Below are 16,900 nucleotides of genomic sequence, written 5' to 3'. Positions count from 1 at the left end.
CGAACGCGCAGGGCCATCCGCACGCCGGTGGTTTCTCGCGCAGTTCCTCGCGCCCCTGACGGCTACTCCGTAGCCGCAGCGGGCGGAGCGGTCACTCGGACACGGTCCACCCGGCGGCCGTCCAGGCGGGCGACTTCGAGGAGGTAGCCGTCCCCCGTCGTGATCCGGTCACCCACCAGCGGCAGGCGTCCCAGCTCCGCGACCAGGTACCCGGCCACCGTCTCGTAGGGGCCCTCCGGGAGTTCGACGCCCGTCTCCTCCTCGAAGTCACCGAGGTTCAGCAGGCCGTCCACCTCGATCGAGCCGCCCGCCAGCCGCCGCGTCGTGGACAGCTCCTGCGAGTCGTACTCGTCGCGGATCTCGCCGATGACCTCCTCGACGAGGTCCTCGAGCGTGACGATGCCGGCCGTGCCGCCGTACTCGTCGACCACGATGGCCAGGTGGTGGCCCTCGTGTCGCATCTCCGACATCGACGGCAGCACCCGCTTCGTCGCGGGCAGCAGCTTCACGGGGCGGGCGATGTCGCGGACCGTGCCGACGGTGTCCGAGCGGTACAGGTCGCGGACGTGGACGAAGCCGACCACCAGGTCGTACGAGCCGTCCACGACGGGGTACCGGGAGTGCGGATACGCCCGCACCTCGTCGCGGACCTCCGCGACCGTGCGGGAGGCGTCGAGGAAGGTGACCTCCGTGCGCGGCACCATCACCTCACGCAGTTGCCGCTCGCCCGCCGCGAAGACCTCGCCGATCAGCTGGCGCTCGTCCGAGCCCAGCTCGGTGTTGGCGGCCACCAGACCGCGCAGCTCCTCGGGGCTCATCACGTCCCGGCCGGCCTTCGGGTCGCCGCCGAGCAGGCGGACCATCAGGTTGGTGGAGACCGACAGCAGCCAGATGACGGGGCGCAGCACCCGCGAGATCACGTCGACCAGCGGCGCCGCCGCCAGCGCGATCGACTCGGCCCGCTGCAGGCCGATCCGCTTCGGGGTCAGCTCACCCAGCACCAGCGAGACGTAGGAGATCAACAGCGTCAGCAGCACCAGCGAGAGGGTGTCCGCCACGCCGCTGTCCATGCCCCAGCTGACGAAAACCGGCGAGAGCTTCTTGGCGAGGGTGTCCGCGCCGAACGCCGCCGACAGGAATCCCATGCACGTGACGCCGACCTGCACCGAGGCGAGGAACCGGTTGGGGTCCGAGGCCAGGTGCGCCGCGCGCGCGGCGCGCTTGGTGCCGCGCTCGGCCAACGCCCGGATCTGGCCCTCACGCAGGGAGATCAGGGAGATCTCCGCGATGTTGAAGATCCCGCCGATGACGATGAAGAGAAGGACCAGCCCGGCGTCGCGCAACGTCTCGCTCACCGGGCCAGTCTAGGGATGACGCGAGGGGCTACCGGACCGGGAGACCCGGCGCGGGGTAGGCGTCCATCAGTGCCTTGACGTCCGCGCGGACCTTGGTGATCGTCTCCTCGTCCCCGGCCTTCGCCGCTGCCACGACCAGGTCGATCCACTCCGCCACCGAGGTCATCGCGCTCGCGGGGATGCCGCGCGAGGTCAGCGCGGGCGTGCCGATGCGGATGCCGGACGGGTCGAACGGCTTGCGGGTGTCGTAGGGCACGGTGTTGTAGTTCACCACGATGCCCGCGCGGTCCAGCGCCTTGGCGGCGACCTTGCCCGGGACGTCCTTGCCGCTGAGGTCGATCAGCAGCAGGTGGTTGTCGGTACCGCCGGACACCAGCTCGAAGCCGCGGGCCGCCAGCTGCTCGCCGAGTGCCTGCGCGTTCGCGACGACCTGGTGGGCGTAGGCGCGGAACTCCGGACCGGCCGCCTCCTTCAGCGCCACCGCGATCGCCGCGGTGGTGTGGTTGTGCGGGCCGCCCTGCAGGCCGGGGAAGACGGCGCGGTCGATCGCCCGGGCGTGCTCCGCCGTGGAGAGCAGCATCGCGCCGCGCGGGCCGCGCAGCGTCTTGTGGGTGGTGGTGGAGACGACGTCCGCGTGCCCCGCCGGGGACGGGTGCGCCCCGCCCGCGATCAGACCGGCGATGTGCGCGACGTCGGCGACCAGCACCGCGCCGACCTCGCGGGCGATCTCGGCGAAGCCGGGGAAGTCGATGGTGCGCGGCACGGCCGTGCCACCGCAGAAGATCACCTTGGGCCGCTCGGCGAGCGCGAGGTCGCGCACCTTGTCGAGGTCGATCCGGCCCGTGGTCTGCTCGACGCCGTACTGCACGCCGCGGAACCAGGTGCCGGTCGCGGAGACGCCCCAACCGTGGGTGAGGTGACCGCCCATCGGCAGCGCCATGCCCATCACGGTGTCGCCGGGCTGCAGGAAGGCCAGGTAGACGGCGAGGTTGGCGGGCGAGCCGGAGTACGGCTGCACGTTGGCGTGGTCCATCGCGAACAACGACTTCGCCCGCTCGATCGCCAGCGTCTCGACCTGGTCGATGTTCTGCTGGCCCTCGTAGTAGCGCTTGCCGGGGTAGCCCTCGGAGTACTTGTTCTGCAGGACCGTGCCGGTCGCCTCCAGCACCGCGTGGGAGACGTAGTTCTCACTGGGGATCAGGCGCAGCGTGTCGGCCTGCAGCTGCTCCTCGGCGACGACCAGCGCGGCGATCTCGGGGTCCACGTGGGCAAGATGCGACATCAGGGCACTCCTCCGGGTCTCTCACTGGCTCCACGTCCGTCGTGGTCCAGTCCGACCCGGCTGCCCAGGCGTACGGCAGTCCGGCGGTGATGCGCCTCGCCGCTCCCTCGGGGTTCCCTCCCCGTGCGCCAGTCGCGGCCCGCCCAGCCTACAAGGGGGCTAGTCTGCGCCGGTGGAGACGCTCACGGATCGAGACTTCTACCCCGACTGGCACGACGCGCTGGACCTGCTCAACCGGGACCTGGCCGCGAGCGAGCCGGGCGTCGAACCGTTCGCGCTGCTGCTGAACGAGTACGGCGTCTACGTCGGCTTCCCCTCCTGGGGCGCGCAAGGCAACGCGCTGCCGGAGCAACCGGAGGCCGGACTGCACCAGATCGCCGACGCGGCGCAGGAGTCGGCCATGGAGTTCCTGTGGCGCACCTGGCCGGTCTGCCCCGAGCACGGGCTCGGCGTGCACCCGCGCAGCGAGGGCGAGCAGGTGCTGTGGTGGTGCGCCGGCCGCGGCGTCGGCGAGGGCCACGGCACACCCGTGGGAACGTTCGAGGCCCGGCGGACGATGAGCCGCCGGGCCTCGAAACGCAGGCAGGGGAAGGTCAGCCGAGACCCGGACCTCAGATGAGGCCGAGACCCTTGACCGCGTCGCGCTCCTCGACGAGCTCCTGCACGGAGGCGTCGATGCGGGCGCGGGAGTACTCGTTGATGTCCAGACCCTGGACGATCTCGAACGTGCCGTTCTTCGCGGTGACCGGGAAGGAGGACATCAGACCGGCCGGCACGCCGTAGGAGCCGTCGGAGACGACACCCGCGGAGGTCCAGTCGCCCTCGGCGGTGCCGTTGACCCAGGTGTACACGTGGTCGATGGCGGCGTTGGCGGCCGAGGCGGCGGAGGAGGCGCCACGGGCGTCGATGATGGCGGCGCCGCGCTTGGCGACGGTCGGGATGAAGTCGTCCGACAGCCACTTCTCGTCGGCGATGGCCTCGGCGGCGTTCTTGCCGGCGACCTCGGCGTGGAAGATGTCCGGGTACTGGGTGGCGGAGTGGTTGCCCCAGATGGTCAGGCGCTTGACGTCGTCGACGCCGACGCCGAGCTTCTTGGCCAGCTGCGCCACGGCGCGGTTGTGGTCCAGGCGGGTCATCGCGGTGAAGCGGTCGGCCGGGACGTCCGGGGCGTGGTTCTGGGCGATCAGGGCGTTGGTGTTGGCCGGGTTGCCGACGACCAGGACGCGGATGTCGTCCGCGGCGTTGTCGTTGATGGCCTTGCCCTGCGGGCCGAAGATGCCGCCGTTGGCGGAGAGCAGGTCGCCGCGCTCCATGCCCGCGGTGCGCGGACGGGCGCCGACCAGCAGGCCGATGTTGGCACCGGCGAAGCCCGCGTTCGGGTCGTCGAAGATGTCGATGCCCTTGAGCAGCGGGAAGGCGCAGTCGTCGAGCTCCATGGCGGTGCCCTCGGCGGCCTTGACGCCCTGCGGGATCTCCAGCAGACGCAGCTTCACCGGCACGTCCGCGCCCAGCAGGTGGCCGGAGGCAATGCGGAACAGCAGCGCGTAGCCGATCTGGCCGGCCGCGCCGGTCACGGTGACATTGACGGGGGTGCGGGTCATTTCTACCTTCTCCAGCAGTCGCCGACGCGTCTCTCGACATCGAGAGAACCAGCGTCAGGCTATCGCAACCGGACCGGACCGGAGGCGCGGCGTCACCACGCCTCCGGGAGTCCTTCGTCACGTTTCCGCCGTGGTCATGCCGAAGCGGCATCAACCCAGTTCACAGCGGTCTCACCACGTCCGCGCGAGCCCGACACGGCCTCCGCGCGACGGGCTGTGAACCCTCAGTCGCCACCGCTGTCGCTGTGAACCATGCTGCCCAGCCGACCCACGAACGGGAGGTGAATCACCGGATCGGGCAGCGCGGCCAGCGCGAGGACGACGATCAGCGCCCCCATCACGCCCATCACCACGATGTCGGTGAACCGGCTGCGCACCGCGAGCATGCCGACCTCCGGCAGCACCGCCCGCAGCACGGCGCCGACCAGCATGCCGACGCCGATGGTGACGATGCCCGCCCGCCACGCGTCCAGCGCGGTCACCAGCAGCCCGACGCCGACGATCGTCAGCACCAGCACGATCGGCCACTGCCGCACCGGCACCGGCTTGTCCCGCCCGGCCGCCGCCGAACCACCCTCGGGACGGAACGTCCCGGTGGTCTTCGCCGGCGGCCGGTGCTGCGCCTTCGCCTTGCGGCGGGCCATCTCGTCGGCGCCCTCAGCCGCGGGCTGCACGCTCAGCCGCCTCGACCACGTTCGCGAGCAGCATCGCGCGCGTCATCGGGCCGACACCACCCGGGTTCGGGGAGATCCAGCCGGCCACCTCGGCCACGGCCGGGTCGACGTCACCGGTGTAGACGCCGTCGACGCGGCTGACGCCGACGTCCAGCACCGTCGCGCCGGGGCGCACGTGCTCGGGCTTGATCAGGTGCGGCACGCCCGCGGCGGAGACGATGATGTCCGCGGCGAGCAGGTGCTCGTCCAGGTTGCGGGTGCCGGTGTGGCAGAGGGTGACCGTCGCGTTCTCGCTGCGGCGGGTCAGCAGCAGACCGATCGACCGGCCCACCGTGATGCCGCGGCCGACGACGGTGACGTTCGCGCCGTCCAGCTCGATCTTGTGGCGGCGCAGCAGCTCCACGATGCCGTACGGGGTGCACGGCAGCGGCGCCTCGACGCCCAGCACCAGGCGACCCAGGCTCATCGGGTGCAGGCCGTCGGCGTCCTTGGTCGGGTCGATCAGCTCCAGCACCCGCTTCTCGTCCAGGTGCTTGGGCAGCGGCAGCTGGACGATGTAGCCGGAGCAGGCCGGATCGGCGTTGAGCTCCCGCACGACGTCCTCGACCTGCTCCTGGGTCGCGTCGGCGGGCAGTTCACGCTGGATGGAGGCGATGCCGACCTGCGCGCAGTCGCGGTGCTTGCCGCGCACGTAGGCGTGGCTGCCGGGGTCGTCGCCGACCAGGACGGTGCCGAGGCCGGGGTTGACGCCCCGCGCCTTCAGCGCCTCGATCCTGGTGACGAGCTCGGACTTGATCGCTGCGGCGGTGGCCTTGCCATCGAGAATCTGGGCGGTCATGGCGCCATTCTCCCGGATCGTGGAAGCGGACGTGGCCACCGGGCGGGTGCGCGGACGGCACCGGGTGACCCGACATGGTCGCACATGGACTGTTCTGATCCGGTTGCAAATCCGCCACAACCATGTGCGGGACCTGCGAACGAGGTGGACATGACGCCCGGCGCTCGCGACGATAGGTGCCGGTAAGAGCGGTAAGGGGCAAGAAACGGGGGCACGGGGGGACGTGAGCACGGGGGCTGTGCATGCCGCGGCTGTGGACACGGGGGCCGCGAGTGCCGACCAGGCCGTCGCCCTGGACCGGCGCGCCCTGTGGGAGCGCCGCTGGGCCTCGGTCGCGGCCGGACGCCACGGGGGGCCGCTGCGCGTGCTGCTCCGCGGCGCCGGTGCCGCGGTCGTCGCAATCGTCGCGGCGGAGGTGCACCGGACCCACGATCCCGGTGTGCTGTGCCCACTGAGGCGTTTCACCGGGGTCCCGTGTCCCCTCTGCGGGAGCACCACGGTGTTCATGGAGCTCGGCGCCGGACATGTCGGCGCCGCGATCGCCGCCAATCCGGTGACGGTGCTGGCCGGTCTCTGCCTCCTGTTCGCCCCGCTCGGGGGCGGCGCCCGATGGCAGCGCCTGTCGAACCGCAGCCGACTGACCGTCATCATCCCTGTGCTGCTGGTCTCCTGGCTGTGGCAACTCCACCGGTTCGACTTTCTGCCCTCCTGAGCGTCACCCCACTCCGATAATCTCACCGCCTGTCAGCGCATCACTCACACCACGCATCCCTGCCCGGAGGCACGAACATGAGCTACCCGCCCGACCCGAACAACCCCTACGGCCAGCCGCAGCAGCCCCAGCAGCCTGGTTACGGCTACCCGCAGCAGCCGCCGCAGCAGCCGGCCTATGGGTACCCGCAGCAGCCGCCGGTGGACCCGTACGCGCAGGCCCAGCAGCAGCAGGCCTACGGCTACCCGCAGCAGCCGCAGTACCCCGGCTACCCGGGCACCGACCCGTACGCGGGCTACGTGCAGAACACCTACGCCGGCTGGGGCTCCCGCGTCGTGGCCACGCTGATCGACGGCCTGATCATCGGCATCGTCCCGATCATCCTCATCATCGCCGGTGGCGCGATGTCGGTCGGGTCCACCACCTACGACCCCAACACCGGCACCTACGACACCACCGGTGGCAACAGCTTCGGCGGCGTGCTGGTCATCCTCGGCTACCTGATCATCTTCGCCGGCAGCCTGTGGCTGGCCTACATGGAGGGCACCACCGGTCAGACGATCGGCAAGCGCTCCGTCAACATCCGCGTGGTGCGCGAGGCGGACGGTCAGTACCTGGGCTTCGGTGCGGCCTTCGTCCGGCGTCTGGCCCACATCCTCGACAACTTCCTGTGCTGCCTCGGCTACCTGTGGCCGCTGTGGGACGCGAAGAAGCAGACCTTCGCTGACAAGATCATGAGCACCGTGGTCGTCAAGTCCTCCTGATCCTCAGGGTCCCAGGACTGTCGAACGCGGGAACGCAGAAGGCCCGCCGCACCGAGGAGGAGCGGCGGGCCTTCGTCATGCCCTCACACGATCACGCGCACTCAGTGGAAGAAGTGCCGGGTGCCGGTGAGGTACATGGTGATGCCGGCCGCCTTCGCGGCCTCGGCCACCAGGTCGTCGCGGACCGAACCACCGGGCTGGACCACGGCCTTGACGCCGGCCTCGATCAGCACCTCCAGCCCGTCCGGGAACGGGAAGAAGGCGTCGGAGGCGGCGAAGGAACCCTGCGCCCGCTCCCCTGCGCGCGTCACCGCGAGCTTCGCCGAGTCGACGCGGTTGACCTGGCCCATGCCGACGCCGACCGAGGCGCCGTCCTTGGCCAGCAGGATCGCGTTGGACTTGACGGCCCGGCAGGCCCGCCAGGCGAAGGCCAGCTCGGCCAGCTCCGCCTCGGACAGCGCCTCGCCGCAGGCCAGGGTCCAGGTCGACGGGTCGTCACCGGCCGCGTCGATCCGGTCGGCCTGCTGCAGCAGCACGCCGCCGGTCACCGCACGCGTCTCCACCGTCGGCAGCGCCGGGGTGCCACGCAGCACGCGGATGTTCTTCTTCTGCGCGAGCACCTCGACCGCACCCGGCTCGAAGTCCGGGGCGAAGACGACCTCGGTGAAGATCGGCGCGATCTGCTCGGCCAGCGCCACCGTCACCGGGCGGTTGACGGCGATGACGCCGCCGAACGCCGAGACCGGGTCGCACTCGTGCGCCTTGCGGTGCGCCTCGACGACGTCCGCGCCGACGGCAATGCCGCACGGGTTGGCGTGCTTGATGATCGCCACGCACGGCTCGGCGTGGTCGAACGCGGCACGGATCGCGGCGTCCGTGTCGGCGTAGTTGTTGTAGGACATCTCCTTGCCGTGCAGCTGCTCGGCGGCGGCGATGCCCTTTCCGCTGCCGTCCACGTAGAGCGCCGCGGCCTGGTGCGGGTTCTCGCCGTAGCGCAGCACGTTCTCGCGCTGGTACGTCGAGCCGAGGAACTGCGGGAACTTCTCCTCGTCGGCCGGCGCGTAGCCGTCCGCGAACCAGGAGGCCACGGCCACGTCGTAGGCGGCGGTGTGCGCGAACGCCTCACCGGCCAGACGCTTGCGGGTGGCCAGGTCGAAGCCGCCGTCGGCCACGGCCTGCAGCACGTCCGCGTAGCGGGCGGGCGAGGTGACGACGGCCACCGACGGGTGGTTCTTGGCGGCGGCGCGGACCATCGACGGGCCGCCGATGTCGATCTGCTCCACGCACTCGTCCGGGGTCGCGCCGGAGGCGACGGTCGCGGCGAACGGGTAGAGGTTCACGACCACGAGGTCGAACGGCGCGACGCCGAGCTCCTGGAGCTGCTCGCGGTGCGACTCCAGGCGCAGGTCGGCCAGGATGCCGGCGTGCACGCGCGGGTGCAGGGTCTTCACACGGCCGTCGAGGCACTCGGGGAAGCCGGTCAGTTCCTCGACCGGGGTGACCGGCACGCCCGCGCCGGCGATCTTCGCCGCGGTCGAGCCGGTGGAGACCAGCTCGACGCCGGCCGCGTGCAGGCCCTGGGCCAGCTCCTCGAGGCCGGTCTTGTCGTAGACGCTGACGAGCGCCCGACGGATGGGACGAACGTTCTCGGAGGTGGGCTGCGGCTGGTTGCTGCCTGAGCTCATTACCGAATCCTTCTGCAATGCCCCGGCGAGATGACCACCCCGCCGGCGCGGTTGATGTGTTGTCCCGTGCGACGGTCAGGCGGTCGGTACCGGGATCAGCACCCGGCGTCCGTCCACCCGGTGGCCCTCGCGGGCCATCCGTCCCACGGCATCGACGAGCAGGTTCCGCTCGACGTTCTTGATGCGCTCGTGGAGCGCCTCGCCGTCGTCCTCGTGGTCCGAGTCGGCGACCTCGACCACGCCCTGGGCGATGATCGGTCCGGTGTCCACGCCCTCGTCCACCAGGTGCACGGTGCAGCCGGTGACCTTGACCCCGTACGCCAGCGCGTCGCGCACGCCGTGCGCGCCGGGGAAGGAGGGGAGGAGAGCGGGATGGGTGTTGACGATGCGGCCCTCGAAGCGCTGCATGAACGCACCGCCGAGGATCTTCATGAACCCGGCGGAGACCACCAGGTCCGGCTCGTGGAACGCGGTCTGCGCGGTCAGCGCGGCGTCCCAGTCGGTGCGCTCGGGGTAGTCCTTCACCCGGTGCACGAACGTCGGGATGCCGGCCTTCTCGGCGCGCTCCAGGCCCGCGATGCCGTCGCGGTCCGCACCGACGGCCACGATCACGGCGCCGTACGCCGGATCGGCGGCGGCGTCGATCAGTGCCTGGAGGTTGGTGCCGGAACCGGAGACGAGGACGACGAGTCGGGCCGGCGCCGCCGGGGCGGCGAAGTCCAGCGGTGCACTACCGGGCGCAAGAGCCACAGCTCGGTCCTTCAGGTCGGGCCCTCCGCCGTCCGGTGGCGCGCCCGGTCGGTACGTCGAGCTCATTCGGGTGGCCGGCGCGGGGTGTCATCCTGTGACCGGCATCCGCGTCCGCCGAACGGTGCCCGCAGTTGTCCCGCGAGCCGAACGGGAACCTCGGGGGCGCGCCGTCCGTCAGCAACTTTACCGGCACGCGCGCCGGACCCCGAACCCGGGCGAGCCGACGATCATCCTGGGGTCGCACGCCACGGGACCCCGCCAGGTGAGAGGGTGTCCCTGCGGGCTCCCACGGGAGGCCCGCGCGCGCGTACAGTGCGACAGCAGGCGATCGGGAGTTACGGCGAAGACCATGGGCCACAGCGGCGACACCACCCAGACCGGCACGTCCGGCGCGTCCGGCGCGACCGGTACCCCGGCGCGGGATCCGTTCGCGCCGCCGCCCGAGGGCACCCCGGACCGCCCCTGGCAGCCGCGCGGCGCCCTCGTGCGCGCCGACCTGCAGAATGCCGGCGGCTCCGGCGAGGGCGGCCCCTACGACACCCGCCCGGGCACCGGCGACGGCTCCCCTTCCGGCGACGCCGGCTCATCCGGCGGCGCGGGCCCGACGGGCGGCGCGGGCGACCCCGGTACGCCCGGCACGCCCGGCGCACCCGGCGCGTCCGAGCCGCAGGACGGACAGGGAACGCCTGGTGCACAGGGGGCGCAGGGGGCGCCCGGGACACGCGGTCGCGCGCAGGTCCCGCCGCCGCACCCGTGGAGCCCGGGCTACCAGGGCCAGCAGCCGCCCACGCCCCGCTTCCCCTACCCGCCGCCCGGCCCCCGCCACGACCCCACCGACCCGGTGTTCCGCCGCTCGCGCCTGGCGCTGCTCTGCGGCATGTGGGGCTTCTTCTTCATGGTCCTCGGCGTGCCCTACGTGACCTTGCTGCTCGGCGCCCTCGCGCTGTACTGGGGCATCAGCGCGCTGCGCGGCGACGTGAAGGCCCCCGCAGCCACGACGACCGGCGCGCTGCCCCCGGGCGTGGCGCCCATGCCCGGCCGCCCGGCCTACTACAACCCCGCTCCGACCCGCCCGCACGTCCCCGCCGCACTCGGCGGCGTCATCGCCGGCGCGGTCAGCCTGGCGCTGGTCGCCGTGGTGTTCGGCGTGCAGCTGTACTACAAGAGCTACTACGACTGCCAGGCCAACGCCCTGACCAAGACCACGTACGACACCTGCGCGACCTCGGTCACCCCGCGCCCGCCGGCGTGGCTCACCCAGCTGAACGGCAGCTGACAGGGGCTGCCGGCGGCCGATGGCGGCCGGCGGCAACCGCCCGTCACTTGGAGGCCTGGGCCCAGCGCCACCAGCGGCCGGCCGGGGCCGGCTCCGGAACGGGTCCGGGAGCCTGACCCGGATCCGTGGGGTACACGTTCTGCACGTTCTGCACGTTCTGCACGCTCGGCACGCCCTGCGCGCCCTCGCCCTGGTACGGGTCCGGGTCTGGGTCCGCGTGGAGGACGGCGTCGAGGTCGGCGAAGGGGTCCGCCTGGACGAGATCACGTGCCACGTCCAGCAGTCGTGCCGCCGCCCGTGAGCGGTACCAGCGCAGGACGAAGGCCGTCGGCGTCGCGACCGCGCCCGTCCACACGAACGCTGCCAGTGCCGTCCACCCCACGGGCGGCCCGGTCACGGCCAGGGCGCCGTTCCCGAGCGCGCCGCCGGACCACAGCGCCGCCATCCCGGCCAGCAGCCCCGTGCAGGCGGCGGCCGCCGTCACGCACAGCGCGAGGGACAGTGCCGTGCGCGACGCCGGCCCCCCACCTCCGCGCGGGTCCCCACCTCCGCGCGGGTCCTCGCCTCCGCCTCCGCCTCCGCCTTCGCCTTCGTCAGCCGTTGCCGGACGACCGCCCGTCCGCGCGTCGCGGCTCAGCGCCCAGCCGACCACCGCGCCCGCCGCGAGCGGCGCCGCCAGCGCCGTGAGGCCGAGCACCGAGCGTCCCGGCGTCGGCGCGTCGGCCAGCAGCGGCAGCGCGAGCGGGGCGAGCGGCCCCGTCCCGACAGCGGCCGCGTGACCGCCCAGCGTGAACCCCGTGCCCAGCGCATAGGCGGCCGACCAGACCACGGCGTTGGGCAGCAGCACGACGCAGAGCAGCAGCAGCGACAGCCGCCCCACGAGGTCCGGCGCGAGCAGCGAGGCCAGTGTCCCGACCGCGCCGAGGTGGACGAGCATCGACGCCCCGAAGACCACCGCCCCGGCGCCCAGCAAGGCCAGCGCCCCGGCCAGCCCCGCACGCAACGCCTCGTCGCGGTGCGGTGCGAAGGTCCGCGCCCGCTCCAGCCACCGGTCCAGCGCTCCTCCTGGCGTCGGGACCGGCCAGACGCCGAGCCACTCACCACGCGCCCGGACCGCCCTCCAGGCGGCCGCCACGCCCCACTGCCCCGTGCTCCGATGCGCACCCGCCATCGCCGCGAGCAGCGCGAGCAACGCCGTCCAGCACAGGTCCGGCACCGGCTCGGTCCGCGGCGCACTGCCGAGCCCCAGCAGCGCCGCCAGGGCGGCGACGCCGAGGTACCCGGCGACGACCGGCCCGCGTCGCCCCGTCCGCGCGGCGGCATGCCCCACCAGGCCCGCCGCCAGGACGGTCACCAGCAGCGGCGCGACGCCGAGCGTCGCATGGCCCGCGGGGCCGTCCCACTCCAGCGGACCGCCGTGCCCGAGCAGCCACAGCGCCGCCGCGAGCCGCGGCACCGCCGTCAGGTCGCCGTCGGCGTACGGGGTCGCGACCCACAGCAGCAGAACGGGCACCGCGACGATGCCCCACCCCGCTGCGGCCGCGCCGGCACCGGCGAGGAGAGCGGGTCGGTCGATGAACGCCATGCTCCAGGGTCGACACGAGACACGCCCGATCTGTCGCAAAACATGCAGTTGTCACTCTTTGCTCCAACAATTCATATATGCGACTGAGCCTCACCGTGGCCGCGACGACCCCTGCGGGGCTCGCATGACGCCGCCTGCCGACTTCCCCAACAACCCTCGCTCCCGCACCAAACGCCAAGCCCAGGCTGCCCGCCGCGCCGCGTCCCGTGCCCGCACGGGCACGCAGCAGCCGGCCCCGGACACCCCGTCGACCCAGCACGCGAAGGCCCCTGACGCGCCGTCGCGCACTGCTCCGCCGAGCGTCGCCACCCGGCCGCGCACGACCCCTCCGGGCCCGACGCCCGACACTCCGTCAGCGACCGTGCCGACGAGGCCGCCCACGACTCCCCATCGGTCACCCGCCCTGCGCGCAGAGCCGAACCCGTCGACGAAGCCCGACGACAGGCCCGCCGCAGCGACTTCCCCGGTCCCCGCCGGGCCCTCCTCCGCCCCCGAGGCCCGCACAGCCAGCGCAACCGCCGCGGGCAACCCGAGCACCAAGGCCAACCCGCCTGGGACGGACAACGAGGCCGCCGCACGCACCACGCGCGACGCGGGCAACCCGGCCCACGCGGGCAACGCGGCCGCCGCACGCACCACGGACGGCGCGAGCAACCCGGCCCACGCGGGCAACGCGGCCGCTGCGCGCAGCGCGCGGACCGTGACCGGCGAGGGGTCGGGGTTGCGCCGAGGTCGGGAGGATCGCTCGGGTGGCGAGCCGGGCGCTGACAGCCGGGCGGGCCGGCAGGGCCGCGCGCCTCGGGGCGAGGCGGCGGAACGAGCCGCCGAACGGGGCGCCGGTCCGGCCACGGCCGGGGCGCCGTCGCTGTCGTCACTGGCGCCGGCGCCCGCCGGGCCCGGGCGGCACGGGACGGCGGGGTCGGGTCACGCCGCCGTCGCCGGGACACGGAGCGTCGAGGTCGGGTCGCGGGGACACGGCCCCGCCCGGGAGGCGGCCAACGGCGTCCCCGTCGGCCCTCCCGAGACCCCGCGCGCCGACAGCGCGACGCGCGGCACCGCGAACCCCGCCGCCACCGCGGAACCTGCGGAACCCGTCGCGGAAACCACCCTCCCGGCCACCGCCGAGGCCTTCGACGCCCTCTACGCCAAGGTCGCCCCGCGCCTGACCTGGCAGACCTACCTGCTCACCGCGAGTCGCCACCGCGCGACCCACTGCGTGCGGCGTTCGTTCCAGCTCGCCTGGACGAACTGGCGGGACGTCAGCGCCGACTCCTCACCCGAGGGCTGGCTGCGCGCCTCCGCCTTCGAGCTCGCGCTCTCCCCCTGGCACGGGGTCGGCTCGCGCGTGGAGCGCGCGTTGCGGTTGCCGCAGCGGCGGCTGCGCGGTGTTGGCGTCGAGAACACCGAGCTGCCGCTGTCCGCCCAGGACGCCGCGTTGCTCAAGGCCCTCCAGCGGCTGCCCCGGCCGCAGCGCCGCGCGTTGGTGCTGCACGACGTGATCGGACTGGACTGGGCGCAGACGGCCGCCGAGGTCGAGGGCAGCACGCCGGTGACCTTCGGGCGGGTGGCCCGCGCCCGGCGGGCCCTGGCGCGGACCGTGCCGGGCATCGTCGGCGCCGACGCCGACGCCCCGGGGTTCGGCCGCCGTCTCGGCGCGCGGTTGCAGGCCACCGCGGTGCGTGCGTGCGAGGGGGCCACGCTCCACGCCCCGCCCGGTGTCACCCGCGCCCGGGCCCGCCTGCACGACGGCGGGCTGACGCTGGCCGCCGGGGCGCTGACGGCCGCCATGGCGGCCTTCCTCGGCGGCGCCCTGCTCTGGGGCACCCCGATGCACCCGGCGGAACAGCCGATCATCCAGCACCCGACCGCGGCCACCGTCGGCGTGGCGAACGCCGCCCCGGAGGCCGTGCAGCCGCACCTGCTGCCGGCCTTCCGGCTCACGCCCTACGCCACCGGCTCCGGCATCATGCCGAAGCCGAAGCCGAACCCGGCCTCCGACGCCAAGGGCTCGCACCACTCGACCAGCTCCGGCAACTCCGGCACCTCCGGTGCCCCCGGCAACTCCGGCCGTTCCGGCGGCTGGCTCGCTTTCGACCCCGGCCGGGGCGCCGGTTCGCACTCCCCCCACGGCCACCCCCACCAGCCCCCGGCCAAGAAGCACCACTGAGAGCCGGGGCCTCAGGCCCGGGCAACGCGAAGGGCCACCCCGCGATCGCTCGCGGGGTGGCCCTTCGGTGCACGTCAGTGCAGGGTTCAGCCGATCAGCTGACGCGCCAGGCGGGCGGTCTCGGACGGCGTCTTGCCGACCTTGACGCCGGCGGCCTCGAGGGCCTCCTTCTTCGCCTGCGCGGTGCCGGAGGAGCCGGAGACGATGGCGCCGGCGTGGCCCATGGTCTTGCCCTCGGGCGCGGTGAAGCCCGCCACGTAGCCGACGACCGGCTTGGTGATGTGCTCCTTGATGTACGCGGCCGCGCGCTCCTCGGCGTCGCCACCGATCTCACCGATCATCACGATCAGGTCGGTGTCGGGGTCGTCCTGGAACGCCTGCAGGGCGTCGATGTGGGTGGTGCCGATGACCGGGTCGCCACCGATGCCGACGGCCGAGGAGAAGCCGATGTCGGCCAGCTCGTACATCATCTGGTAGGTCAGGGTGCCGGACTTCGACACCAGACCGATGCGACCGGCCTTGGTGATGTCGGCCGGGATGATGCCCGCGTTCGACTGTCCGGGGCTGATCAGGCCGGGGCAGTTCGGGCCGACGATGCGGGTCTTGTTGCCCTTCTGGCCGTTGTAGGCCCAGAAGTTGGCGGTGTCGTGGACCGGCACGCCCTCGGTGATGACGACGGCGAGACCGATCTCGGCGTCGATCGCCTCGATGACCGCGGCCTTGGTGAAGGCCGGCGGCACGAAGATGACGGAGACGTCGGCACCGGTGGCCGCCATGGCCTCCTTGACCGAGCCGAAGACGGGCACCTCGGTGCCGTCGACGTCAACGGTGGTGCCGGCCTTGCGCGGGTTCACGCCACCGACGATGTCCGTGCCCGAGGCCAGCATGCGGCGGGTGTGCTTCATGCCCTCGGAGCCGGTCATGCCCTGGACGATGACCTTGCTGTCCTTGGTGAGGAAGATAGCCATTTTCGGTTCCCCAGCCCTTACTTCGCAGCCGCGAGCTCAGCGGCCTTGTCGGCCGCGCCGTCCATGGTGTCCACCTGCTGCACGAGCGGGTGGTTCGCGTCGGTCAGGATCTGACGACCCAGCTCGGCGTTGTTGCCGTCCAGACGGACGACCAGCGGCTTGGTGACGGCCTCGCCCTTGCTGGAGAGCAGCTCCAGCGCCTGGACGATGCCGTTGGCCACCGCGTCGCACGCGGTGATGCCGCCGAAGACGTTGACGAAGACGGACTTGACGTCCGGGTCGCCCAGGATGATCTCCAGGCCGTTCGCCATGACCTCGGCCGAGGCGCCGCCGCCGATGTCGAGGAAGTTGGCGGGCTTGACGCCACCGTGGTTCTCACCGGCGTAGGCGACGACGTCCAGAGTGCTCATGACGAGCCCGGCGCCGTTGCCGATGATGCCGACCTCGCCCTCGAGCTTGACGTAGTTGAGGCCCTTCTCCTTGGCCTTCGCCTCGAGCGGGTTGGCGGCGGCCTTGTCCTCGAGCGCCTCGTGCTCCGGCTGGCGGAAGTCGGCGTTCTCGTCCAGGGAGACCTTGCCGTCAAGGGCGACGATCTTGCCCTCGCCGGTCTTGACCAGCGGGTTGACCTCGACGAGGAGGGCGTCCTCCTTGACGAAGACGACCCACAGCTTCTGCAGGACGTCGGCGACCTGGTCGGCGATCTCGGCCGGGAACTTGGCCGCGGCGACGATCTCGGCGGCCTTGGCCGGGGTCACGCCCTCGACCGCGTCCACGGCGATCTTGGCGAGCGCCTCGGGGTTCTCCTCGGCGACGACCTCGATCTCCACGCCACCCTGCACGGAGGCCATGGCGAGGAAGGTCCGGTTGGTCCGGTCGAGGAGGAAGGAGACGTAGTACTCCTCCTTGATGTCCGCCGTCTGGGCGAGCATCACCTTGTGGACGGTGTGGCCCTTGATGTCCATCCCGAGGATGGCGCGAGCCTTCTCCACGGCGTCCGCCGGGTCGGCGGCCAGCTTGACGCCGCCGGCCTTGCCGCGGCCGCCGACCTTCACCTGAGCCTTGACGACGGCACGGCCGCCCAGGCGCTCGGTCACCGCAGCAGCGGCCTCCGGGGTGTCGATGACTTCACCGTCCAGCACCGGTACACCGTGCTTGGCGAAGAGGTCCCTCGCCTGGTACTCAAAGAGGTCCACGCGCGTCCGTCCTTGTGATCGCGACTGCTTGTCTTCCCAGCGTGCCGCAC

The 16,900-nt window shown here is 72.6% G+C and carries 15 protein-coding genes and 1 riboswitch; of the genes, 5 read left to right on the top strand and 10 right to left on the bottom strand.

Annotation, left to right across the window (positions count from 1 at the left end):
• Nucleotides 1-62: 62 nt before the first annotated feature.
• Nucleotides 63-1,355, bottom strand: a complete 1,293-nt coding sequence (locus BMY61_RS12700; protein ID WP_042456401.1) for a hemolysin family protein — start codon at nucleotides 1,353-1,355, stop codon at nucleotides 63-65.
• A gap of 28 nt (nucleotides 1,356-1,383) precedes the next feature.
• The gene (locus BMY61_RS12695; RefSeq protein WP_042456399.1) at nucleotides 1,384-2,637 is read right to left on the bottom strand and encodes a serine hydroxymethyltransferase; all 1,254 of its coding nucleotides are present in this window, start codon (nucleotides 2,635-2,637) and stop codon (nucleotides 1,384-1,386) included.
• A 55-nt stretch (nucleotides 2,638-2,692) separates the two neighbouring features.
• A riboswitch (ZMP/ZTP riboswitch) is annotated at nucleotides 2,693-2,783 on the bottom strand.
• A gap of 26 nt (nucleotides 2,784-2,809) precedes the next feature.
• Here BMY61_RS12695 and BMY61_RS12690 point away from each other — a divergent pair.
• Nucleotides 2,810-3,256, top strand: coding sequence for a hypothetical protein (locus BMY61_RS12690; RefSeq protein WP_042456396.1), 447 nt, complete (start codon nucleotides 2,810-2,812; stop codon nucleotides 3,254-3,256).
• On the opposite strand, the gene BMY61_RS12685 is transcribed toward BMY61_RS12690, so the two are convergent.
• From BMY61_RS12685 to BMY61_RS12675, 3 genes are all read right to left on the bottom strand, one after another.
• Nucleotides 3,249-4,238, bottom strand: a complete 990-nt coding sequence (locus tag BMY61_RS12685; RefSeq protein ID WP_042456392.1) for a malate dehydrogenase — start codon at nucleotides 4,236-4,238, stop codon at nucleotides 3,249-3,251. The two genes, BMY61_RS12690 and BMY61_RS12685, sit on opposite strands and share 8 nt — an antisense overlap.
• Before the next feature lie 224 nt (nucleotides 4,239-4,462).
• Nucleotides 4,463-4,912, bottom strand: coding sequence for a DUF3017 domain-containing protein (locus tag BMY61_RS12680; protein ID WP_236656585.1), 450 nt, complete (start codon nucleotides 4,910-4,912; stop codon nucleotides 4,463-4,465).
• Nucleotides 4,896-5,750: a bifunctional methylenetetrahydrofolate dehydrogenase/methenyltetrahydrofolate cyclohydrolase gene (locus tag BMY61_RS12675; protein ID WP_042456389.1), complete on the bottom strand. Its 855-nt coding sequence runs from the start codon at nucleotides 5,748-5,750 to the stop codon at nucleotides 4,896-4,898. Before BMY61_RS12675 ends, BMY61_RS12680 begins: the two co-directional genes overlap by 17 nt.
• A gap of 253 nt (nucleotides 5,751-6,003) precedes the next feature.
• Between BMY61_RS12675 and BMY61_RS12670 the strand changes: the two genes are divergently transcribed.
• Together BMY61_RS12670 and BMY61_RS12665 are read left to right on the top strand one after the other, a co-directional pair.
• Entirely contained in the window at nucleotides 6,004-6,462 is a 459-nt protein-coding gene (locus tag BMY61_RS12670) for a DUF2752 domain-containing protein (protein ID WP_201777635.1), read from the top strand.
• 77 nt (nucleotides 6,463-6,539) lie between these two features.
• Nucleotides 6,540-7,226, top strand: a complete 687-nt coding sequence (locus tag BMY61_RS12665; RefSeq protein ID WP_042456386.1) for an RDD family protein — start codon at nucleotides 6,540-6,542, stop codon at nucleotides 7,224-7,226.
• 101 nt (nucleotides 7,227-7,327) lie between these two features.
• Here the strand turns inward: BMY61_RS12665 and purH are convergent, their stop codons facing one another.
• Nucleotides 7,328-8,911, bottom strand: a complete 1,584-nt coding sequence (purH, locus tag BMY61_RS12660) for a bifunctional phosphoribosylaminoimidazolecarboxamide formyltransferase/IMP cyclohydrolase (protein ID WP_042456383.1) — start codon at nucleotides 8,909-8,911, stop codon at nucleotides 7,328-7,330.
• Between the two features lie 75 nt (nucleotides 8,912-8,986).
• The gene (purN, locus tag BMY61_RS12655) at nucleotides 8,987-9,661 is read right to left on the bottom strand and encodes a phosphoribosylglycinamide formyltransferase (RefSeq protein WP_236656584.1); all 675 of its coding nucleotides are present in this window, start codon (nucleotides 9,659-9,661) and stop codon (nucleotides 8,987-8,989) included.
• Between the two features lie 349 nt (nucleotides 9,662-10,010).
• On the opposite strand from purN, the gene BMY61_RS12650 reads away from it, so the two are divergent.
• Nucleotides 10,011-10,937 carry a hypothetical protein gene (locus tag BMY61_RS12650; RefSeq protein ID WP_052439281.1) on the top strand — a complete coding sequence of 309 codons (927 nt, stop codon included), beginning with the start codon at nucleotides 10,011-10,013 and terminating at the stop codon, nucleotides 10,935-10,937.
• A gap of 43 nt (nucleotides 10,938-10,980) precedes the next feature.
• Here the strand turns inward: BMY61_RS12650 and BMY61_RS12645 are convergent, their stop codons facing one another.
• Nucleotides 10,981-12,522, bottom strand: coding sequence for a cell division protein PerM (locus BMY61_RS12645; RefSeq protein ID WP_052439280.1), 1,542 nt, complete (start codon nucleotides 12,520-12,522; stop codon nucleotides 10,981-10,983).
• 124 nt (nucleotides 12,523-12,646) lie between these two features.
• Here BMY61_RS12645 and BMY61_RS12640 point away from each other — a divergent pair, with 124 nt between their 5' ends.
• Complete coding sequence (locus tag BMY61_RS12640; protein ID WP_143094302.1) at nucleotides 12,647-14,689, top strand: hypothetical protein; 2,043 nt, start codon at nucleotides 12,647-12,649, stop codon at nucleotides 14,687-14,689.
• A gap of 86 nt (nucleotides 14,690-14,775) precedes the next feature.
• Here BMY61_RS12640 and sucD read toward each other — a convergent pair whose 3' ends face one another.
• Nucleotides 14,776-15,657 carry a succinate--CoA ligase subunit alpha gene (gene sucD, locus BMY61_RS12635; protein ID WP_042456377.1) on the bottom strand — a complete coding sequence of 294 codons (882 nt, stop codon included), beginning with the start codon at nucleotides 15,655-15,657 and terminating at the stop codon, nucleotides 14,776-14,778.
• Nucleotides 15,658-15,674: 17 nt separating this feature from the next.
• Nucleotides 15,675-16,850, bottom strand: coding sequence for an ADP-forming succinate--CoA ligase subunit beta (gene sucC / locus BMY61_RS12630; protein WP_042456374.1), 1,176 nt, complete (start codon nucleotides 16,848-16,850; stop codon nucleotides 15,675-15,677).
• Nucleotides 16,851-16,900 lie beyond the last annotated feature (50 nt).

It is taken from the genome of Streptacidiphilus jiangxiensis (assembly GCF_900109465.1).
GTDB classification, from domain to species: Bacteria; Actinomycetota; Actinomycetes; order Streptomycetales; family Streptomycetaceae; genus Streptacidiphilus; species Streptacidiphilus jiangxiensis.
This window is presented reverse-complemented; position numbering and strand designations above follow the sequence as displayed.

What these genes read in the sequence shown, in the direction of transcription:
- BMY61_RS12650 (WP_052439281.1), top strand. Translation starts at nt 10,011, where the DNA reads ATGGGCCACAGCGGCGACACCACCCAGACCGGCACGTCCGGCGCGTCC.
- BMY61_RS12685 (WP_042456392.1), bottom strand. Translation starts at nt 4,238, where the DNA reads ATGACCCGCACCCCCGTCAATGTCACCGTGACCGGCGCGGCCGGCCAG.
- BMY61_RS12665 (WP_042456386.1), top strand. Translation starts at nt 6,540, where the DNA reads ATGAGCTACCCGCCCGACCCGAACAACCCCTACGGCCAGCCGCAGCAG.
- purH (WP_042456383.1), bottom strand. Translation starts at nt 8,911, where the DNA reads ATGAGCTCAGGCAGCAACCAGCCGCAGCCCACCTCCGAGAACGTTCGT.
- BMY61_RS12640 (WP_143094302.1), top strand. Translation starts at nt 12,647, where the DNA reads ATGACGCCGCCTGCCGACTTCCCCAACAACCCTCGCTCCCGCACCAAA.
- BMY61_RS12675 (WP_042456389.1), bottom strand. Translation starts at nt 5,750, where the DNA reads ATGACCGCCCAGATTCTCGATGGCAAGGCCACCGCCGCAGCGATCAAG.
- BMY61_RS12695 (WP_042456399.1), bottom strand. Translation starts at nt 2,637, where the DNA reads ATGTCGCATCTTGCCCACGTGGACCCCGAGATCGCCGCGCTGGTCGTC.
- sucD (WP_042456377.1), bottom strand. Translation starts at nt 15,657, where the DNA reads ATGGCTATCTTCCTCACCAAGGACAGCAAGGTCATCGTCCAGGGCATG.
- BMY61_RS12645 (WP_052439280.1), bottom strand. Translation starts at nt 12,522, where the DNA reads ATGGCGTTCATCGACCGACCCGCTCTCCTCGCCGGTGCCGGCGCGGCC.